This window comes from Micromonospora sp. NBRC 110009 (assembly GCF_030518795.1).
GTDB lineage: Bacteria > Actinomycetota > Actinomycetes > Mycobacteriales > Micromonosporaceae > Micromonospora.
Window position 1 is genome coordinate 2,987,242 of record NZ_CP130427.1, and the last position, 19,032, is coordinate 3,006,273.

General features: G+C 75.9%; 16 protein-coding genes and 1 pseudogene. 10 read left to right on the plus strand and 7 right to left on the minus strand.

Annotation, left to right across the window (positions count from 1 at the left end; all coding sequences use genetic code 11):
* Position 1: 1 nt before the first annotated feature.
* A complete protein-coding gene (locus Q2K19_RS14315; RefSeq protein WP_302771386.1) occupies positions 2–418 on the minus strand; it encodes a helix-turn-helix domain-containing protein in 417 nt (138 codons plus the stop codon).
* 171 nt (positions 419–589) lie between these two features.
* Between Q2K19_RS14315 and Q2K19_RS14320 the strand changes: the two genes are divergently transcribed.
* The gene (locus Q2K19_RS14320) at positions 590–997 is read left to right on the plus strand and encodes a hypothetical protein (RefSeq protein ID WP_302771387.1); all 408 of its coding nucleotides are present in this window, start codon (positions 590–592) and stop codon (positions 995–997) included.
* Here Q2K19_RS14320 and Q2K19_RS14325 read toward each other — a convergent pair.
* Together Q2K19_RS14325 and Q2K19_RS14330 are read right to left on the minus strand one after the other, a co-directional pair.
* Positions 994–2,142: a class I SAM-dependent methyltransferase gene (locus tag Q2K19_RS14325; RefSeq protein ID WP_302771388.1), complete on the minus strand. Its 1,149-nt coding sequence runs from the start codon at positions 2,140–2,142 to the stop codon at positions 994–996. The two genes, Q2K19_RS14320 and Q2K19_RS14325, sit on opposite strands and share 4 nt — an antisense overlap.
* A 233-nt stretch (positions 2,143–2,375) precedes the next feature.
* Positions 2,376–4,019 (minus strand): DEAD/DEAH box helicase, encoded by a 1,644-nt coding sequence (locus Q2K19_RS14330; RefSeq protein ID WP_302771390.1) that lies wholly within the window; start codon positions 4,017–4,019, stop codon positions 2,376–2,378.
* 284 nt (positions 4,020–4,303) lie between these two features.
* Here Q2K19_RS14330 and Q2K19_RS14335 point away from each other — a divergent pair, with 284 nt between their 5' ends.
* The gene (locus tag Q2K19_RS14335; RefSeq protein ID WP_302771392.1) at positions 4,304–4,942 is read left to right on the plus strand and encodes a ferritin-like fold-containing protein; all 639 of its coding nucleotides are present in this window, start codon (positions 4,304–4,306) and stop codon (positions 4,940–4,942) included.
* Between the two features lie 44 nt (positions 4,943–4,986).
* On the opposite strand, the gene Q2K19_RS14340 is transcribed toward Q2K19_RS14335, so the two are convergent.
* Both Q2K19_RS14340 and Q2K19_RS14345 read right to left on the minus strand, forming a co-directional pair.
* Positions 4,987–5,214, minus strand: a complete 228-nt coding sequence (locus Q2K19_RS14340) for a DUF3107 domain-containing protein (RefSeq protein WP_302771394.1) — start codon at positions 5,212–5,214, stop codon at positions 4,987–4,989.
* Between the two features lie 65 nt (positions 5,215–5,279).
* Positions 5,280–5,918, minus strand: a complete 639-nt coding sequence (locus Q2K19_RS14345; protein WP_302771396.1) for a TetR/AcrR family transcriptional regulator — start codon at positions 5,916–5,918, stop codon at positions 5,280–5,282.
* Positions 5,919–6,068: 150 nt separating this feature from the next.
* Between Q2K19_RS14345 and Q2K19_RS14350 the strand changes: the two genes are divergently transcribed.
* The 6 genes and pseudogenes from Q2K19_RS14350 to Q2K19_RS33340 form a co-directional block, all read left to right on the plus strand.
* Entirely contained in the window at positions 6,069–9,131 is a 3,063-nt protein-coding gene (locus Q2K19_RS14350; RefSeq protein WP_302771398.1) for a hypothetical protein, read from the plus strand.
* Between the two features lie 46 nt (positions 9,132–9,177).
* Positions 9,178–10,179 (plus strand): alpha/beta fold hydrolase, encoded by a 1,002-nt coding sequence (locus Q2K19_RS14355; protein ID WP_302771400.1) that lies wholly within the window; start codon positions 9,178–9,180, stop codon positions 10,177–10,179.
* A 5-nt stretch (positions 10,180–10,184) separates the two neighbouring features.
* Positions 10,185–11,069 (plus strand): DUF3152 domain-containing protein, encoded by an 885-nt coding sequence (locus tag Q2K19_RS14360; protein WP_302771402.1) that lies wholly within the window; start codon positions 10,185–10,187, stop codon positions 11,067–11,069.
* An 83-nt stretch (positions 11,070–11,152) separates the two neighbouring features.
* Positions 11,153–12,046 carry a DUF3152 domain-containing protein gene (locus Q2K19_RS14365; RefSeq protein WP_302771403.1) on the plus strand — a complete coding sequence of 298 codons (894 nt, stop codon included), beginning with the start codon at positions 11,153–11,155 and terminating at the stop codon, positions 12,044–12,046.
* A 41-nt stretch (positions 12,047–12,087) separates the two neighbouring features.
* Complete coding sequence (gene moeZ, locus Q2K19_RS14370; RefSeq protein ID WP_302772494.1) at positions 12,088–13,335, plus strand: adenylyltransferase/sulfurtransferase MoeZ; 1,248 nt, start codon at positions 12,088–12,090, stop codon at positions 13,333–13,335.
* A 68-nt stretch (positions 13,336–13,403) separates the two neighbouring features.
* Positions 13,404–14,273: pseudogene (locus Q2K19_RS33340) on the plus strand (hypothetical protein); the annotation flags it as partial.
* A 533-nt stretch (positions 14,274–14,806) separates the two neighbouring features.
* Here Q2K19_RS33340 and Q2K19_RS14380 read toward each other — a convergent pair.
* Together Q2K19_RS14380 and proB are read right to left on the minus strand one after the other, a co-directional pair.
* Positions 14,807–16,048: a glutamate-5-semialdehyde dehydrogenase gene (locus tag Q2K19_RS14380; RefSeq protein ID WP_302771406.1), complete on the minus strand. Its 1,242-nt coding sequence runs from the start codon at positions 16,046–16,048 to the stop codon at positions 14,807–14,809.
* A gap of 66 nt (positions 16,049–16,114) precedes the next feature.
* On the minus strand, positions 16,115–17,272 hold the full coding sequence (proB, locus tag Q2K19_RS14385) for a glutamate 5-kinase (protein ID WP_302771408.1): 1,158 nt from the start codon (positions 17,270–17,272) through the stop codon (positions 16,115–16,117).
* A gap of 13 nt (positions 17,273–17,285) precedes the next feature.
* Between proB and Q2K19_RS14390 the strand changes: the two genes are divergently transcribed.
* Both Q2K19_RS14390 and Q2K19_RS14395 read left to right on the plus strand, forming a co-directional pair.
* The gene (locus tag Q2K19_RS14390) at positions 17,286–17,600 is read left to right on the plus strand and encodes an MGMT family protein (protein WP_302771410.1); all 315 of its coding nucleotides are present in this window, start codon (positions 17,286–17,288) and stop codon (positions 17,598–17,600) included.
* 32 nt (positions 17,601–17,632) lie between these two features.
* Entirely contained in the window at positions 17,633–19,009 is a 1,377-nt protein-coding gene (locus Q2K19_RS14395; protein WP_302771412.1) for an MFS transporter, read from the plus strand.
* Positions 19,010–19,032 lie beyond the last annotated feature (23 nt).

The window sequence follows — 19,032 nt, forward strand, 5'->3', positions numbered from 1 at the left end:
GTCAGCCGGCCCGGCGGACCGGGCGGCGGGCCAGGTAGCGGAGCAGGTCGCGGATGTGGTGCTTCTCCTCCGCGGGCACACTCGGGTCGGCCAGCCGTTCCAGGATCACCCGGACGTCCGCCTCCACCGGGCCGTCCTCGCCGCGGCGGCGGGGGACCGGGCCGGCGTCGGGCAGCCCGAGCGCGCGGAACGCGGCCGCCACCGGCAGGTCGAGGGCCGCGCAGAAGCCGCGCACCTTGGCCAGCTCGGGGTAGTCCTGCCAGTCGCCGGCCAGCCAGCGGAACACGGTGGAGCGGCCCACGCCGGTGTGCGTGGCCAGGTCGGTCACCGTCCAGCCGCGTTCCTCGCGGGCATCGTCGATTGCGCGCCGTACGAAGCGCGCGAAGGCCATCTGCGGCGAAACCTCTGCGGAACCCATCCGTGGGGTCTTCCCTTTCCGCCGGAGCACCCGACTGTGCGCCATCGAGGGTAGTACGGCGGCACGCGGAAACAACTGACTGATCGGTCGGAAGGTCCCCTGGGCGGGACTCATTGATTGTCCATCATCAATTAGAGTGGGTGGACCGCCGTCGCAGCGCCGAGGAGCAGCATGTCCGAGTCGAGCCGTCCGGTGTCGTACCGTCCCGGGCCGGTCAGCCTCTTCTTCGTGGCCAAGGCCGGTCTCTTCGCCCTGGTCGGCTGGAGCTGGCTGCTGGTGTTGGTGCTCACCGGCGAGCAGGCGACCGGGGCGCACGTGCTCGCGGCGGCCTGCTCCGTGACCTTCACGCTGGTCGGGGTGGCGCTCGGCGTACGGGTGGCGCTGCAGCACAACGCCGCCGTCCGGCACGCGGAACTCAGGCGGCTGCTGGTCGACATCTCATGGAACGCGTTCACGGCCGCCGGCAACGCCGGGCAGCCGGCCAAGGTGGTGCCGTTCCCGACCGCGTCGGGCGACGGCGAGCGCCTCGGCGACGGGGTGCCCGGCCACGACCGGCGGGACCGGCCCCGGCGCCGCTAGTCCGCCGCGCCGAGCAGCGTCGACAGCCGGGGCGTGATGCCCCACTGGCCGACCAGCTCCCGATATTCGGCGCGCTGGTCGTCGGTCGGCGCGCTCCCGGTCCGCCGGGCCCGGATCAGCAGGTTCCGCGGGGTGTGTCGCGAGTCGACGAACTCCACCACCTCGGCCCGATAGCCGTGCAGCCGGAGCAGGCCGGCCCGCAGCGCGTCGGTCAGCACGTCGGCGAACCGCTCGCGCAGGATCCCCTGCCGGGTGAGCAGCTCGTACGGCGCGGGCGTGGGCCGGGCCCGCAGTTGGGCCGCCAGGTCGTGGTGGCAGCACGGGGCGGCGAGCACCCACCGGGCTTCCCACCGGACGGCGCGGGCCAGCGCCTCGTCGGTCGCGGTGTCGCAGGCGTGCAGCGCCAGCACCAGGTCGGGGGCCGGCTCGACCACCGCGTCGGCGATGGTGCCGGCCACGAAGCGCACCCGGTCGGCCCAGCCCAGCCGCTCGGCCAGCGCGGTGTTGCGCTCGCGCTGGTCCTCCCGGACGTCCACCCCGACCAGCTCGACGTCCAACCCGCGTCGGGTGAGGAACCGGTACGCCGCGAAGGTCAGGTACGCGTTGCCGCAGCCCAGGTCGACCACGCGCAACGGCCCGGTCAGGTCCTCCGGCAGGGTGGCCGACAGCGCCCGCAGGAACGCGTCGACCTGGCGGCGCTTGGCCGCCGAGCCGCCGATCTCGGCGAAGAGCGGGTCGCCCGGGTCGAGCAGCCAGTCCTTGGCCCGGTCGTGCCCGCCCGGCTCCGGAGCGGGGCGGGTCGCCGCCGCCCGGTGCACCTGCGCCTCGCCGGACTTGGTCACCCGGAGCTGGAGCGTGGTGTCGGCCGTCTCCACATGCCAGTTGCCGAACGGCTCGGCGAGCAGCGCGTCGACCGCCGCCCCCGCCTCCGCGCCGGGCGCCACGTTCCGGGTGTACGGCCGGGCGCCGTCCGAGGTGGAGATCTGCAGCCGGGGGCCGGCCTTCAGGGTGACCGGGCGCAGCTCGGCCCGGACCACCGTGGGGCGCTGCCCGCGCTGCCGGCCGGCGGCGACCGCCCGGGTCAGGGCGGGGTCGAGCAGCAACGCCCGCACCTCGGTCAGCGCGGCGTCCAGGGGTTCCGGCATCGCTCCATCATCCTTCCCGGCCTCCGGCTCCGGGCCGGGCCGGCCGTGCGTGTCTGGGCCGTGCGCCCCGCCGGGCGCGGTCCCCGAGTGCCTGTGGCCCCCTTTGCTCTGCTGCCGCGGACGCAACAGCGGGAGGCCGTGTTGCGTGTGCGGCAGCAGAGCAAAGGGAGTCGGGGAGAGACGACATCCCCCGCGCCGTCGGCGGCACGGGGGATGTCACGGGTCTCGCAGGGTCAGTCGGCGGTCGCCTCGGCCGGCGTACCGGTGCCCGAACCACCGCCACCGCGACGGCGCCGGCGGCGGCGCGGCTTGGGCGCCGACTCGCCGTCGGCGGCCGCGACGGCCGGCTCCGCGCCACCCGCGGTGGAGATCGCCGCGGTCGGCTCGGCGGCGACCACCTCGCCGGCCCGGCGGCGCCGGCGGTGGCGCGGAGTACGGGTGCCTTCCTCGGCGGACGCCTCGGTGGCCTCGCCCTCGGGCGCCGCGCCGGTGTCGCCCCCGCGACCATGGCGGCGCTCCCGGCCCCGGCCTTCGCCGCGCCGCGAGCCGCGCTCGCCGCGCCGCGACCGGCCACCGCCCAGGTCCTCCTCGACCTCGGCCGACAGGCCGGCGCGGGTGCGCTCGGCGGTCGGCAGCGTGCCGCTGATGTCCCGGGAGATGTCCAGGTCGGTGTAGAGGTGCGGGGAGGTGTGGTAGGTCTCCGGCGGCTCCGGCATGTCGAGCCCGAGGGTCTTGTCGATGATCCGCCAGCGGGGCATGTCGTCCCAGTCGACGAAGGTCACCGCGACACCGGACGCCCCGGCTCGGCCGGTGCGGCCGATCCGGTGGGTGTAGGTGTCCTGGTCCTCGGGGCAGTCGTAGTTGATGACGTGGGTGACGCCGGTGACGTCGAGCCCGCGGGCCGCCACGTCGGTGGCGACCAGGATGTCGATCTTGCCCGCCCGGAACGCCCGCAGCGCCCGCTCGCGCGCCCCCTGGCCCAGGTCGCCGTGGACGGCGGCGACCGCGAAACCGCGGAAGTCGAGGTCCTCGGCCACCCGGTCGGCGGCCCGCTTGGTGCGGGTGAAGATCATGGTCAGCCCGCGGCCCTCCGCTTGGAGGATGCGCGCCACGATCTCGACCTTGTTCATCGAGTGGGTGCGGTAGACCAGCTGCTGCGTCTGCGGCGACGGGCCCGTCTCGGCGGTGTGCCCGGCGTGGATGGTCACCGGCCGGCGCAGGAAGCGCCGGGAGAGCGCGACGATCGGGTCCGGCATGGTGGCCGAGAAGAGCATGGTCTGCCGGTCCTCCGGCAGCATCGCCAGGATCTTCTCGACGTCGTCCAGGAAGCCCAGGTCGAGCATCCGGTCGGCCTCGTCGAGCACCAGCGCGTGCACCCGGTCGAGCCGGAGGTGCTTCTGCTTGGCCAGGTCCAGCAGCCGGCCGGGAGTGCCGACCAGGATCTCGACGCCCTTGCGCAGCGCGTCGATCTGCGGCTCGTACGCGACGCCGCCGTAGATCGGCAGCACCCGGACGCCCCGGGTGCGACCCGCGGCGTCGAGGTCCTTGGCGACCTGGAGGCCCAGCTCGCGGGTGGGGACGACGACCAGCGCCTGCGGCACGCCGTCGCCGCCCTCGGCGGGGGCGAAGACGCGCTCCAGCAGCGGGATGCCGAAGCCGAGGGTCTTGCCGGTGCCGGTCGGCGCCTGGCCGATCAGGTCGACGCCGCGCAGCCCGATCGGCAGCGCGTACTCCTGGATGGCGAAGGCGCGGGTGATGCCGGCGGCGGCCAGGGCCTCGACGGTCTCCTGGCGGGCGCCGAGCTCGGCGAACGTGGGAGCCTCCGGACGGACCGGAGCGGTGGGGGCCAGTACCTGGCCTTGAGTCTGCTCGCTCATATGGATTTGGGGGTGCCCTCTCGTGGTACGCCCCTCATGTCCTCAGGGCGCGGTCGGTATGGCGCGGGCCACACGGTCGGGGGCGATACGCCGAGCCGGACCGGGCCGCACGCGCGCCGGGGATCCGGCGGTGACCAGCTCCGCTGGCCGCATCGGTGCCCACGGCAACTGTCTCATCCTACCTGAACCACCCCTGGGGAGTTCTCATTCCGGGTGACCGCCCGACGTCCGGGGGTGATTGGTGTGACCTGGACCACAGATCATCCGGACGGTAGCCTGCCCTGGTGTCCGCCCCCGACCCCGCCGTGGCCGACCTGCTCGGCCTCGTGGCGTACGGCGAGCTGCTCGCCTTCGACCGGCTTGCCGCCGACGCCCGCCTCGCCCCCGACCTGCGGCGCCGCGCGGCGCTCTGCGAGATGGCCGCCGCCGAGATCGCGCACTACCGGTGGATCGCCGACCGGATCACCGCCCTCGGCGCGACACCCGACGAGGCCATGACCCCGTACGCGGAGGCGCTCGAGGCGTACCACGACTCGACCGAGCCGAAGGACTGGCTGGAGGCGGTGACCAAGGCGTACGTGGGGGACGCGATCACCGACGACTTCCTTCGGGAGATCGCCGACGGGCTGGACGGGCCCGACCGTCAGCTCATCCTCGACGTCCTGCACGACTCGCGGTACGCCGGGTTCGCCGCCGCCGAGATCCGGGCGGCCATCGAGGCCGACCCCCGGGTGGCCAACCGGCTCTCCATGTGGGCCCGACGGCTGCTCGGTGAGGCGCTCTCGCAGGCCGGGCGGGTGGCCGCCGCCGACCGGGGCGCGCTCACCGCGCTGATCGCCCGCCGGGCCGACGTGTCGGCGCTGTTCCGCCGGCTGACCGACGCACACACCGCCCGGATGACCGCGGCGGGGCTGAACAACTGAGGTGCCGTGGCGGGTGCCCCCCGCCACGGCGACCCGGCAGGGAATCAGCGGACGGTGAACCCGACCGCGCGGGGCGCGGCCTCCGCGATCTCGACGTAGGCGACCTTGCCGACCGGCACGATGACCCGCCGGCCCTTCTCGTCGGTCAGGGAGAGGGTGCCCTCACCCTTGGCGACGGCGTCGGTCACGATCTGCTCGATCTCGGCCGGCGACTGCGCGCTCTCCAGGACCAGCTCCCGCGGCGCGTACTGCACGCCGATCTTGACCTCCACTGTGCCTCCTCAACTGGGGCGAAAGTGCCGCCGTGAGAAGGCTATCCGATCTGACGGGCCGATGTTCAGGCTGACTCACCTTGCAGCGGGAAGCTGGCGATGCCCCGCCAGGAGAGGGCCGCGACCAGCGCCTCGGCCTCCGCCTTGGGCACCTGCCGGCCGCCCGCCAGCCAGAACTGGGCGGCCGTCTCCGCCGTGCCGACCAGGCCGGAGGCGAGCAGCTCGGCGTGCGCCCGGCTCACGCCGGTGTCCGAGATGATGGTGTCGGTGATCGCGGCGATGGAGCCCTGCTTGACCCGCTCCACCCGCTGCCGGACGGCCGGGTCGTTGCGCAGGTCCGACTCGAAGACCAGCCGGAACGCTTCGCTCTCGTGGTCGACGAAGTCGAAGTAGGCGCGCACCGAGGCGCCGACCCGCTCCTTGTTGTCGGTGGTGCTGCGCATCGCGTCGTGCACCTTGGCCACGATGGCGTCACAGTGCGTGTCCAGCAGCGCCAGGTAGAGCTCCATCTTGCCCGGGAAGTGCTGGTAGAGCACGGGCTTGGAGACTCCCGCCCGCTCGGCGATGTCGTCCATCGCGGCGGCGTGGTAGCCCTGTGCGACGAACACCTCCTGGGCGGCCGCGAGCAGCTGCTTGCGCCGGGCCGAGCGGGGCAGGCGGGTGGGCCGGCCGGCGGTCTGCGCACCGTTCCCCACAGCGGTCATGCGAACCTCCGAGTTTCTTCGTACGAGCCGGCACTTAATCACCCGAACCGGTCCGGGCTCCTGAACCCGGACCGGAATTGGCCCGCCGCTGTAACTTATCGCCACTGTCACCACACGGTAGCCTCAGCGGGGGCGACCAAGGAGCGCGCGGTGAGTGAAACAGGGCAACCCGGAGCCGCCACCCCGGGAGAGCACGGCGACGGGACGGGTCGACAGGACGACCTGGCCCGCACCGGCAGCGGGTGGGCGCCCCCGGCGACCGGTTGGGCCCGGGGCGCGCAGGCGTCCGGCGGCTGGCCCCGGTCCGACCTCACCACCGGCTGGGGCGCCTCGTCCCCGCGCCACGGCGATCTTCCGGCCCCGCTGCCGGGGCTGCCCGTCGAGGAGCCGTCGGCCCGGGTCAACGGCCGACACGTCAACGGCGTGCCGCACGCCGGGGAGGAGTCGCCCGTGACCCACCAGGCGCCGGTGAGTGCCCCGCCCGTCGACGAGCCGCGTCGGGAGCCCGACGACGACCGACTGGTCCTACCGGCCCAGCGGCCGGCGCCCGCGGTGGAGCAGCCGACCGCCGACGCGGAGTCCGGGCCGGCCCGGCACGCCTCCGACGAGCCGCCCACCGGGCGGGCGTCCCGGTGGGCCGAGGGTGGCGTCCCGTCGTCCGCGCCGCCGGCCCTCCAGGTGCCGCCGGTGGGCGCCGCCGCCTCCGGCTTCGAGGTCCCGCCCGGATTCCACGCCCCCACCGCCGACCGGCCCGCCGCCGAGCAGCCCCCGTCCCTCTCCCACGGCTGGGCCGACCGGTTCGCGGACGAGTCGCCTTCGCTCTCCCGGGGCTGGGCCGACCGCCCGTCGTCCGCGCCCCCCGCCCAGCGGGACGCGGGCCCGGCCGACGAGCGCCGCGTTCCGGCCGAGGAGCCGCGGGTCGACGCCGACGACCGGCACACCGGGCGGGCGGACGAGCGTCGGGCGGCGTCGGCCGAGGAACCGGAGTGGGCCGCCCCGAACTGGAATCGGCCGAGCCTGGGCACCGGCTGGGCGCCGGCCTGGGCCCGGGAGGACGGGTCCGCCGGTCGCCGGGCCGCCGCCGAACCGGAGCCGGTCGGCCGTCGCGCCGCCGCCGAGGCCGAGCTCCCGGCCGACGCCTCCCGGAGCCGGGACGAGCCGGTGGGCCGCCGGGCCGCCGAGAACCAGGTGCCGGGCCGGGAGGACGGGCCGGTCGGTCGCCGGGCCCGCGACGAGCGGGCCGTCGAGTGGGCGCCCGAGCCGGCGCGGCCGTTCGAGCCGCCGCGAGCCGAGCAGCCCCCGGCGTACGAGCCGCCGCGAGCCGAGCCGGCCCTGGCGTACGAGCCGCCGCGAGCCGAGCAGGCTCCGGCGTACGAGCCGCCGCGGGCGGAGCCGGCCCCGGCGTATGACCCGCCGCGAGCCGAGCAGTCCCCGGCCTACGAGCCGCCGCGGGCCGAGCCGGCGCGGCCGTACGAGCCGGTGCGCGCCGAGCGGAACCCGGCGTACGAGCCGTCCCGCGCCGAACCGGCCCGACCGTACGAGGTGCCCCGGAGCGGGGAGCCGCACCCGGTGCCCGAGCCGGCCGCCCGGGAGGTCCCCGAGCGCCCCTCCTGGGCCGGGCCGCCCGTCCCGGTGACCCCGTTCAGCGCTCCGCCGCACGCCGCCCCGACCAGCGCCCCGCCGGTTCACCGCGAAACCCCCGCCCCCGCCTCGCCCGCCGCGTACCCCCCGCCGTCCGCCGGGTATGCCCCGGCCGGCGGGGTCCGGCGGGCCGAGGAGCGCGACGGCCTGGCGTACCGGCCGCGGAGCGCGGCCGAGGAGAGCCCCGCCGCGCCGCCGACCGCTGCCGGTCCCGCCCCCGTGACGAGCGGGACGGCCCGTTTCGACCGCACCCCCACGCCCGCTCCGACGAGCGCGCCTCCCTACGCGGCCCGCCGGTCCGCCCCCGAACCGGTGCCGCCGGCCGAGCCGGTCGCCGACCGCCGGGCGGCGGAGCCCGCCCCGGTGGTGCTGCCGCAGCGCGTTCCCGCCGAGCCGGACGTACCCGTCGTGCCGGAGCCGCCAGCCGTGGAACCGTCCGCCGAGACCCCGGAGCTCGCCCGCATCGCCACCCACCTGCGCCGCGACGACGAGCCAGCGCCGCTCCGCGAGCGCCCCGAAGGCTTCGACGTCAACGCCATCCTCGACGCCGTCCGTGAGGTCGCCGGCGTCCGGGACGCGGCGCTGCGCCGCACCCCAGCCGGCGCGCACAGCCTCCGGCTCGACCTGGCCGACGGGGCGGACCCGGCCGAGGTGAGCCGGGTGGTGGCCCGCCTGCTCCAGGAGCGGATGGGGTTGGCCGCCGCCCCGCAGAACCTGCCTGGCGCGCCGGCCACGCCGCCGCCCCCGGTCCGCCGCCGGTCGGCCGCGCCGCGCGCCGCCGAGCCGCGGCCGGCCGACGAGGGACCGCCCACGCCCGATCTGGCCCGGTCCGCCGAGGGGTCGACCGTGGCCCGCCCGGGGCGGGTCGGCGAGGGGCGGCCGGCGGAGAACCGGGCGGGGGAGAGCCGCTTTGCCGCACCGGAGGCGCGTGGCGGCCGGCTCGCCGAGGTACCCGCCGACGGCGCGGAGCCGGGCGACGAGCCGCCGCGTCGACGCCGACCGAGCGCGACCCACCGGGGCCGAGCGGCGGTCGAGGAGTCGTCGCTGGCGTCCGCCCCGACCGGTACGCCCACCGGCAGCCCGGCGACACTCGGCACGTCGTACTCCGGCGGGCATCTGACCACCACCGAGACCGCCCCCTCGCGACCGCTGGACACGGGCGGCGCGGCCGGGCCCCGGGTGGTGATCGACCACGTCCAGGTGAGCACCTTCGGCCTCGACGCCACCGTGGAGGTGCGCCTGATCGCCAGGGACCGGACGGCGGAGGGCCACGCCACCGGCCCGGCCGTCGACGGCTACGTGCTGCGGCTCTGCGCGGTGGCCGCCGCGGCGGCGGTGGACGAGCTGCTCGGCCGCGCGCCGGCGGGGGAGCGGGGGCGGTGCTTCGTCGAGCACGCCGCCGTGGTGCCGTTCGGCAACTGCGAGGTGGCCACCGTGGTGGTGCTGCTGGTCTGTGACGGCTGGGTGGAGCAGCTGGCCGGCTCGGCCCTGGTCGCCGGGGATCCCCGGCAGGCCGTGGTCCGGGCGACCCTGGCGGCGGTGAACCGCCGGCTGGAGGCCCTGCTCGCCTGAGCCGGAGCCGGTGTGGCGCGGCCGGGCTCCGGGGAAGACTGGGGGCATGAAGCCCGCCTCCCTCTGGCCGGACCACCACCTGCCCGTGCATCACGTCCCACCGCCCTGGCCCGGCCGGGAGGTGGTGCTCGACGGCACGGTCACCTACGTCCGGGAGACCCCGGCCACCGGCCCGGACGCCGAGCCGGCGCTCTACGTGCACGGCCTCGGCGGGTCCGCACAGAACTGGACGGACCTGGCCGGCCTGCTCGCCGACCGGCTCGACGGGCAGGCCATCGACCTGCCCGGCTTCGGCCGCAGCGAGCCCGGCCGGCGATACACGATCCCGGCCTTCGCCGACCGGGTGGTCCGCTGGATCGAGCAGAGCGGCCGGTGGCCGGTGCACCTGTTCGGCAACTCGCTGGGCGGCGCGGTCACCGTCCGGGTGGCGGCCCTGCGTCCGGACCTGGTCCGCACCCTGACCCTGATCTCCCCGGCGCTGCCGTTCCTGGACTTCCGGCGCTCGTTGCAGGGGCGGATGCTGCCGTTGCTGGCGGTCCCCCGCGGCGAGCGGCTGGCCGCCTGGCGGCTGACCCAGCTCGCCCCCGAGGTGATGGCCCAGCAGGTGATGGAGGCGTGCATCGCCGACCTGACCCGGATCAGCGAGCAGCGCCGGCTGGAGGCGGTCGAGGAGATCCGGATCCGCTACGAGGCCGCCCACTACGCCGCCGCGTACGTCCGGACCTTCCGCGGCCTGGTCTCCAGCTTCCTGCGCTCGTACCTGCCGGGGACGGGCTCGCTGTGGCGGCTGGCCGGGTCGGTGCGGGCGCCCACCCTGGTGGTCGGGGGACGGCAGGACCGGCTGGTCGACGTGCGGGTGGCGCCGCAGGCGGCCCGGGTCATCCCGGACAGCCGGCTGCTGATGCTCGACGGGGTCGGGCACGTGGCCCAGCTGGAGGTGCCCCGGACCGTGGCCCGGGCGGTGCTGGGCCTGCTCGCCGACGCCGGGGGACACGCGTCGCTCGGCGGACCGGAGGAGAGCGCCCGCCGCCGGGACATGGCAGGCTGAGCCGGATGCCCACTTCCTCCCGTCCGCGTGGCGCCGCCGCGCGGTCCGTCTCCGCCGGTCGCCCGGCCGCCCGCCGATGGCGGTCCGCGGCCGTGGTGGTCGCGTTCCTGGCCACCGCCGGCGTCGGCGTCGGGGTGGTGGTGCAACGGCCGTCCGCCGGGGCCGAGTTGCTGGTGAGTGAGGGGTCGGTGGTCCGGCCGGCGGAACCGTCCCCGACCGGGCCGTCGCCGTCCACCCCGGCGAGCCCGTCGCCGTCGCCGAGCCCGGTCCCGCCCGCACCGGTGTTCTCCCTGCCCGGCCCGGTGCCCGCGCACGGCCGGGGCAGCTACGCCTACGACGACCGGCCGGGCCGGGTGCTCGGTCGGGCGGGGGCGCTGCACCGGTTCCGGGTGGCCGTGGAGAACGGCTCCGGCGAGGACGTGCACGCCTTCGGCGACACCGTGCAACGGGCGCTCGCCGGGCCGGGGAGCTGGGTGGACGACGGCCGGCTGCGGCTGCGGCGGGTCGCCCCCGGTTCCCGGTACGACTTCACCATCTACCTGGCCACCCGGGACACCGCCGCCCGCCTGTGCCGCCGGGGCGGCATCGACATCCGCAAGGGCGGGGTGCCGTACACGTCCTGCCGGGTGTCCGGCAAGGTGGTCATCAACCTGGACCGCTGGCGCACCTCGGCGCCGCACCTGGTCGCGGCGGTGATGCCGCTGGACACGTACCGGCTCTACGTGATCAACCACGAGGTGGGGCACCAGTTGGGGCATCACCACGAGGGCTGCCCGGGGGCGGGGCGACCGGCGCCGGTGATGCAGCAGCAGACCCTCTTCCTCGACGGCTGCCAGCCGAACCCGTGGCCGTTCCGCAACGGCAGGCGCTACGTCGGCCCGACCGTCTGAACTACCTGATCGCGACGATGAGAACTCGCGAAACAAGCGGTAAAAGCGACCGAATGCCCTAATTTGCGTGGCACGCTGGTGGCATGACGCCGTCGTCCCCTTCCGACCCGCCTGCCGACCCCGGCGCACCGTCGGCACCGGCGTCCCGTCCCGTCCGGCTCGACTTCGACCGTCCGCCGGCCCACCCCGGCACGGCCGCCCCACCCGTCCGCCCCGGTCTGCGCCGGATGCGACGCCGGCGGCGCCGTACCGTCCTGCTCCTGGTCACCCTGCTGGTGCTGGGCGGCGGCGCGGCCGGCCTGACCGGGCTGCTCCGCCGGGCCGACCCGGCCCCGATGGCGGCCCGCGACGCCCGGCTGGCCAACCGCCTGGGCGCCGGAAACCACGAGGAGCCGACCGGCTACCCCACCCAGGGCGCCGGGAGCTTCGCCGCGGCCGACGGCCGCTCGCCGGTGCGGGGGTACGACGGGCCGCTGCGCCGCTACCGGGTGGAGGTCGAGCGGGACAGCGGCCAGGACGCCGACGGGTTCGCCGCCACGGTCGACGCGGTGCTCGGCGACCCGCGGAGCTGGATCGCCTCCGGTGAGCTGCGGGTGCAGCGGGTGACCGAGGCGGCCGCCGCCGACTTCACCATCTACCTCGCCACGCCGGCCACCTCGGAACGGATGTGCGCCGAGGGCGGCCTGATCACCGAGCGGTTCACCTCCTGCCGGCTGCCCGGCCAGGTGATCATCAACCTGGCCCGCTGGATGGAGGCGGTGCCGGACTACGGCACCTCGCTGGAGGCCTACCGGACGTACGTGATCAATCACGAGGTCGGGCACGAGTTCGGCGAGGTGCACCAGGCCTGCCCCGGACCCGGCCGGCCGGCCCCGGTCATGCAGCAGCAGACGTACGGGCTGGACGGGTGCGTCGCCAACGCCTGGCCGTACCTGGACGGGAGCCGCTACGAGGGGGAGCTCGTCGACGGCCTCTGAGTTATTCCCGCTCCCGCATGTCGGGCTACGTGGCCCTCATCATGGCCGATCCCTACCGGGGCGAGCGACAATGGCGCGGTCCCACCGCCGATCCCGGGGAGTCCACCGTGTCGTTGCCCCCGCTCGTCGAGCCCGCCGCCGAGCTGACCGTAGACGAGATCCGTCGCTACTCCCGCCACCTGATCATTCCGGACGTCGGGGTCGAGGGGCAGAAGCGGCTGAAGAACGCCCGGGTGCTCTGCGTCGGCGCCGGCGGTCTCGGCTCGCCGGCCCTGATGTACCTGGCCGCCGCCGGCGTCGGCACCCTCGGCATCATCGACTTCGACACCGTCGACGAGTCCAACCTCCAGCGGCAGATCATCCACGGCGTGTCCGACGTCGGGCGGTCCAAGGCCGAGTCGGCTGCCGCCTCGATCCGCGAGATCAACCCGCTGGTCAACGTGGAGATCCACAACACCGCGCTGGACCGGGAGAACGTCAAGGAGATCTTCTCCCAGTACGACCTGATCGTCGACGGCACCGACAACTTCGCCACCCGCTACATGGTCAACGACGCGGCGGTGCTGCTCGGCAAGCCGTACGTCTGGGGTTCGATCTACCGGTTCGACGGCCAGGCGTCGGTGTTCTGGGCCGAGCACGGCCCCTGCTACCGCTGCCTCTACCCGGAGCCCCCGCCGCCCGGCATGGTGCCGTCCTGCGCCGAGGGTGGCGTGCTGGGCGTGCTCTGCGCGTCCATCGGGTCGATCCAGGTCAACGAGGCGATCAAGCTGCTCACCGGGATCGGCGAGCCGCTGGTCGGGCGGCTGATGGTCTACGACGCCCTGGAGATGAGCTACCGCAAGATCAAGGTCCGCAAGGACCCGAACTGCGTGCTCTGCGGCGACGACCCGACGGTCACCGACCTGCTGGAGGACTACGAGGACTTCTGCGGCGCGGTCCCGGTCGAGGCGCAGGAGGCGGTGGTCGACTCCACCATCACCGCGCTGGAGCTGAAGGAGTGGCAGGACGCCGGCAAGGACATCTTCCTGGTCGACGTGCGCGAGCCCGCCGAGTACGAGATCGTCCGCATCCCCGGCGCCACCCTGATCCCCAAGGGCGAGATCATCTCCGGCGAGGCGCTGGCGAAGCTGCCGCAGGACAGGCAGATCGTGCTGCACTGCAAGTCGGGCGTCCGGTCCGCGGAGGCGCTCGCCGCGCTGAAGGCGGCCGGCTTCAAGGACGCCGTGCATGTGCAGGGCGGGGTGCTCTCCTGGGTGAAGCAGATCGACCCGTCGCTGCCCGCGTACTGAGTCCGTCCGCCAGGGCCCGTCCGGCACGGACGGGCCCTGCGCGTACCCACCGGTGGGCGAGGCCACCCCTGGCCGAGCTACCGAGGCGCAACCACGTTTGCACAGGTAGCGTTGCCGGCGTGGTCGATTTGGACGCCGCGATCGGGTTCGTCGTGGCTCATGGGGACGCGGTGGACCGCGCCCGTCTGTCCCGGCTGCGCACCGGAGCTCCCGTGCCGGCCGACCTGCTCGACTCGGCCGAGGCCGGGCAGGCGCCTGGCGGCGGCTGGCCGGCCGTGCTCGACGGCGAGGTGGCTTCGGTCGACGCCACCTGTTTCCGCCTGGCCGAGCTGGACGACCTCGGCGGGCTGGGCCGCCCGGCCGCCCGGCACGCCCTGGACTGGCTGGCCACCGGGCAACTCCCCGACGGCGGCTGGGACGAGCACCCGTCGCTGGCCGGGTTCGCCCCCGAGTGGGCCACGCCGGGTGACCCGGAGGCCCGCCTCTTCCTGACTGCCAACGCCGGGTTCTGGCTGACCGTGGCCGGGCTCGACGCCCGGGCCGCCGGCCCGCTGGACCACCGCGTCGGCGGGGCGTACGCCGGGGTGGTGCAGGCGGCGGCCCACGCGCTCGCGGCGCAGCTCGCGCCCGACGGGAGCTGGCCGTCCTTCCTCCCCGCCGGCTGGCTCGCCGCGGCGGTGCTGCACCGCCAGCAGCTGTACTACGAGTCGGCGCGGATCCAGGCGGTGCTGGCCGAGCGGATCCCGCAGATGTCCCCGGCCGACGTGGCCTGGCTCGCCGCCACGCTGCGCCGGGTCGACGTGGGCGAGGAGCAGTGGCTGCTGGTCTCGGCGCGCAAGCGGCTCGCCGAGACGCAGCGCAGCGACGGCGGCTGGGACAGCGACGACGGCCACCAGTTCGACGTGCACACCACGCTGCGCGCCATCCGGGCCTGCCGCCCGACCGCGCCCGAGGTCCCGGTCTCCGGGGCGCCCTTCCGGTCGCCGCAGCCGACCGCGCTGCCCGTGGTGCCCGCGCCGCGCGCGGCCCCCGTGGTCCCGCCGCCGGCCCCGGCCCGCGCGTCGTCCGTCACCGCGGCCGGATCGCCCGTCGTGGCGGCGCAGCCCGGTCGGCCCGTCGTGCCGGCGCAGCCCGGACCGCCCGTCCTGCCAGCGCAGCCCCGGGGACCGGTGGTGCCGGCGGAGGCGGAACCGCCCGCCCTGCCGGCATTGTCGGCCGAGGTGGGGCCGCCGGCCGCGCCGACCGTCCCGGGCGTCGAGCCGCCGTCGGACGTGGTCGCGCCGGCCGCCCCGCTGGCCCGGCCCTTCGTGCCGCCGGTCGGCATGCCGCCGTGGACGGTCGGGTCGACGCCGGAGGCCGTGGTGCCGCCGGTGGCGCCGCGGCCCGGGCCGGAGCCCGAGGGGCCGCGGGTGGCCCCGCCGGAGCCGACCGCCCCCACCGCCTGACCGGACGCGGCCGGCGGGGGTGCCGGTCAGCGCAGGTGGCCGTCGCCGGTGACCACGTACTTGGTGCTGGTCAGCTCGGGCAGCCCCATCGGGCCGCGGGCGTGCAGCTTCTGGGTGGAGATGCCGATCTCCGCGCCGAAGCCGAACTCGCCGCCGTCGGTGAACCGGGTGGAGGCGTTCACCATCACCGCTGCCGCGTCCACCCGGGCCACGAACTCCCGCGCCGCCGACTGCGAGTCGGTGACGATCGCCTCGGTGTGCCCGGTGCCGTACCGCCGGATGTGCGCGACCGCCGCGTCGAGGGAGTCGACCACGGCGACCGAGATGTCGGCGGAGAGGTACTCGGTGGCGAAGTCCTCCTCGGTGGCCGGCACGACCGCGGCGGAGTATCCGGCCACCCGCGCGTCGCCGTGCACGGTCACCCCGGCCTCGGCGAAGGCGGCCAGCACGGCCGGCAGGAAGGCGTCCGCGATTCCGGCGTGGACCAGCAGCGACTCGGCCGTGTTGCAGGTGGAGAGGCGCTGGGTCTTGGCGTTCAGGGTGATCGCCACCGCTTTGGCGAGGTCGGCGGCGGCGTCCACGTAGACGTGGCAGTTGCCCACCCCGGTCTCGATCACCGGCACGGTGGACTCCTCGACCACGGTCCGGATCAGCGACGCCCCGCCGCGCGGGATCAGCACGTCGACCAGGCCTCGGGCGCGCATCAGCTCCTTGACCGACTCCCGCGAACTGGCGTCGAGCAGTTGCACCGCGTCGGCCGGCAGGCCGGCCCCGGCGACCGCGTCCCGGAGCACCGCGACCAGGGCGGCGTTGGAGCGCGCGGCCGAGGAGGAGCCGCGCAGCAGCGCCGCGTTGCCGGACTTCAGGCAGATGCCGGCCGCGTCCACGGTCACGTTCGGCCGGGCCTCGTAGATGATGCCGACCACCCCGAACGGCACCCGGACCTGCCGCAGCTCCAACCCGTTCGGCAGGGTCGAGCCGCGGACCACCGCACCGACCGGGTCGGGCAGCGCGGCCATCTGGCGCAGGGCGTCGGCGATGCCGGCCACCCGGCCCGCGTCGAGGGCCAGCCGGTCCAGCACGGCCGCGGTCAGCCCGGCCTCGCGCCCGGCCGCCAGGTCCGTCGCGTTGGCGGCCAGGATCTCCGGGGTACGCGCCACCAGCGCGTCGGCCATCGCGTGAAGCGCGGCGTCCTTGACGGTACGGGTGGCGACCGCGAGGGCCTCCGCCGCGTCCCGGGCCCGCCGGGCCTGCTCGACGACGCTCATCGTGCACTCCTCAGTGGTTAGGAGGGGGCCCCTGTACAACGCCAGGCGTTAGCAAGGGGCCCGTGCTTACAGCAGTACGAGGTCGTCGCGGTGGACGACCTCTCGTTCGTAGGCCGGGCCCAGCGCCGCGGCGAGTTCCGAGGTGGAGCGGCCGAGCAGCCCGGGCAGCTCCACCGCGTCGTAGTTGACCAGCCCCCGGGCGACCGGCGCGCCCTCGGTGTCGACCAGGTCCACCGGGTCGCCGGCGGTGAACGCGCCGTCCACCGCGGTGATGCCGGCCGGGAGCAGCGACTTCCGCCGCCCCACCACCGCCTGCACCGCGCCGGGGTCGAGGTGCAGCCGGCCGCGCGGCGCGGTGGCGTGCGCCAGCCAGAACAGCCGGGCGGCGGGCCGCCGGCTGCTCGGGTGGAAGAAGGTGCCGACCGGCTCGCCGGCCAGTGCCGCCGCGGCCAGCGGCGCGGCGGTCAGCACGACCGGGATGCCGAAGCCGGTGGCGATCCGGGCCGCCTCGACCTTGGTCACCATGCCGCCGGTGCCCACCCCGGCCCGGCCCGCGCCGCCGACGTCGACGCCGGCCAGGTCGGCGTCGCCGTGCACCTCGGTGATCCGGGTGCTGCCGGGGCGGGTCGGGTCGCCGGTCCAGAGCGCGTCCACGTCCGACAGCAGCACCAGCAGGTCGGCCTGGACCAGGGCGGCGACCAGGGCGGCGAGCCGATCGTTGTCGCCGAACCGGATCTCCTCGGTGGCCACCGTGTCGTTCTCGTTGACGATCGGCACCGCCCGCAGGTCGAGCAGCTTGCGCAGGGTCCGGTACGCGTTGCGGTAGTGCGCCCGCCGGGTCACGTCGTCGACGGTGAGCAGCACCTGCCCGACGGTCCGGCCGTGCCGGGCGAAGCTGGTCGCGTACCGGCCGATGAGCAGGCCCTGCCCGACGCTGGCGGCGGCCTGCTGGGTGGCCAGGTCGCGGGGGCGCCGGGCCAGCCCGAGCGGGGCGAGGCCGGCGGCGATCGCGCCGGAGGAGACCAGCACCACCTCGCGGCCCCCGGCGGCCAGCGCGCCGAGCGTGTCGACCAGCGCGTCGACCCGGGTGTCGTCCAGGCCGCCCGTCGCGGTGGTCAGCGAGGACGAACCGATCTTGACGACGATCCGGCGGGCCGAGGTGACTGCTTCGCGCACCCGCCCATTCTGCGCGTCCGGGTCCCCCGGACCTCGGTGCGTTCCCATATCGTGGCCGGTCATGACGCCTGAGGAGTACGTCGAGGCGGTGCTCGACCTGGTCGAGCGGATCCCGCCGGGCCGGGTGATGTCGTACGGGGCGGTCGCCGACGCGCTGGCCGAGCGCTCGGGGCGCGTCTCCGCCCGGCTGGTCGGCTCGATCATGGCCCGGCACGGGGGCGGCGTGCCCTGGCACCGGGTGGTGAACGCGGCGGGCCGGCTGCCGCCCGGGCACGAGGTGGAGGCGCGCGCCCGGCTGCGGGCCGAGGGCTGCCCGTTGCGGCAGTCCGGGGTGGACATGTCGGCGGCAGCCTGGTCGCCGGAGGAGGGGATGTGACCCGGGCCATAACGTGAGCAACATTCGGCGCCATGAGGGGGACAGGGGCGGACCCCACCGGGCGGCTGCCCCGCCGGGTGCACGCCGGGTACGCGCTCGGTTCACTGGTCACCGGGGCGTTCGGCACCGTGCCCGGGCTGCTCCTGCTCCCGTACCTCACCGACACGCTGGGCGTCGCGGCCGGCGTGGCCGCCCTGCTGGTGCTCCTGCCCAAGGCGTGGGACGTGCTGGTCAACCCGGTCGCCGGGCGGATCTCCGACCGGACCCGGTCCCGCTGGGGCGCCCGCCGGCCCTACCTGCTCGGCGGCGGGCTCGCGCTGGCCGTCCTCTTCGCCGCGATCTTCGCCGCGCCGTTCGGGGCCGGCCCGGCCGCCGGGGCGTACGTGGCGGTGGCCTTCCTGGCCACGGCGACCGCGTTCGCCTTCTTCCAGGTGCCGTACGTGGCGATGCCCGCCGAGCTGACCGACGACCCGGCGGAGCGTACCCGGCTGATGACCTGGCGGATCGCGGTGCTGGCGTTGGCCATCCTGGTCTCCGGCGCGGTGGCCCCGGCGGTGGTGACCGCGGGCGGCGACGGCGTGCCCGGGCATCGCTGGATGGGACTCTTCGTCGCCGCGCTGATCGGCGCCGGCGCGATCGGCGCCTTCCTCGGCACCCGCGCGGCCCCGATCGGCCCGGTGGCGGAGAGCGAACCCAGCCTGCGCGCCCAGCTCGCCGTCGCCGCCGGCAACCGTCCGTTCCGTGCCCTGCTGGTCTGCTTCGTGGTGCAGTCCGCCGGGGTGGCCACCGTGCTGGCCGGGGTGAAGTACTTCGCCGACCAGGTGCTGCGCGCCCCGGACACCGGGCCGACCCTGCTCTTCGCCTGCTTCGTGGCCCCCGCCCTGCTGGTCATGCCGCTCTGGACCCGGGTCGGCGCACGGCTGGGCAAGCGGGCCGCGCTGGTCATCGCGTCGCTGCTCTTCGCGGCGGGCGCGCTGGCCCTGGTCACGGCCCCCGCGCTGCCGGCCGCCGGGGTGTACGTGGTGGTCGCGCTGATCGGCGTCGGGTACGCCGGCCAGCAGGTCTTCGCGCTCGCCATGCTGCCGGACTGCATCGCGTACGACACCGCGCGCACCGGGCGGCGGCAGGCCGGGGTGTTCACCGGGCTGTGGACCGCCGGGGAGACCTTCGGCCTCGCCCTCGGCCCCGGCAGCTACGGGTTGGTCCTCCAGTTCTCCGGCTACGTCTCGTCGTCGACCGGCGCGGCGGCCACCCAGCCGGCGAGCGCCCGGCTCGGCGTCCTGCTCGGCTTCACCGTCCTCCCCGCGCTGCTGGTCGCCGCCCCGGTGCTGCTGCTGCGCGCCTACCGCCTGCCGTCCCCCGCCGGTCCCACCGACCGGGGCGTCCTGGTGGGGGACGAGAGTCGCTGACCATCACGAGAAGGGCGCCACGA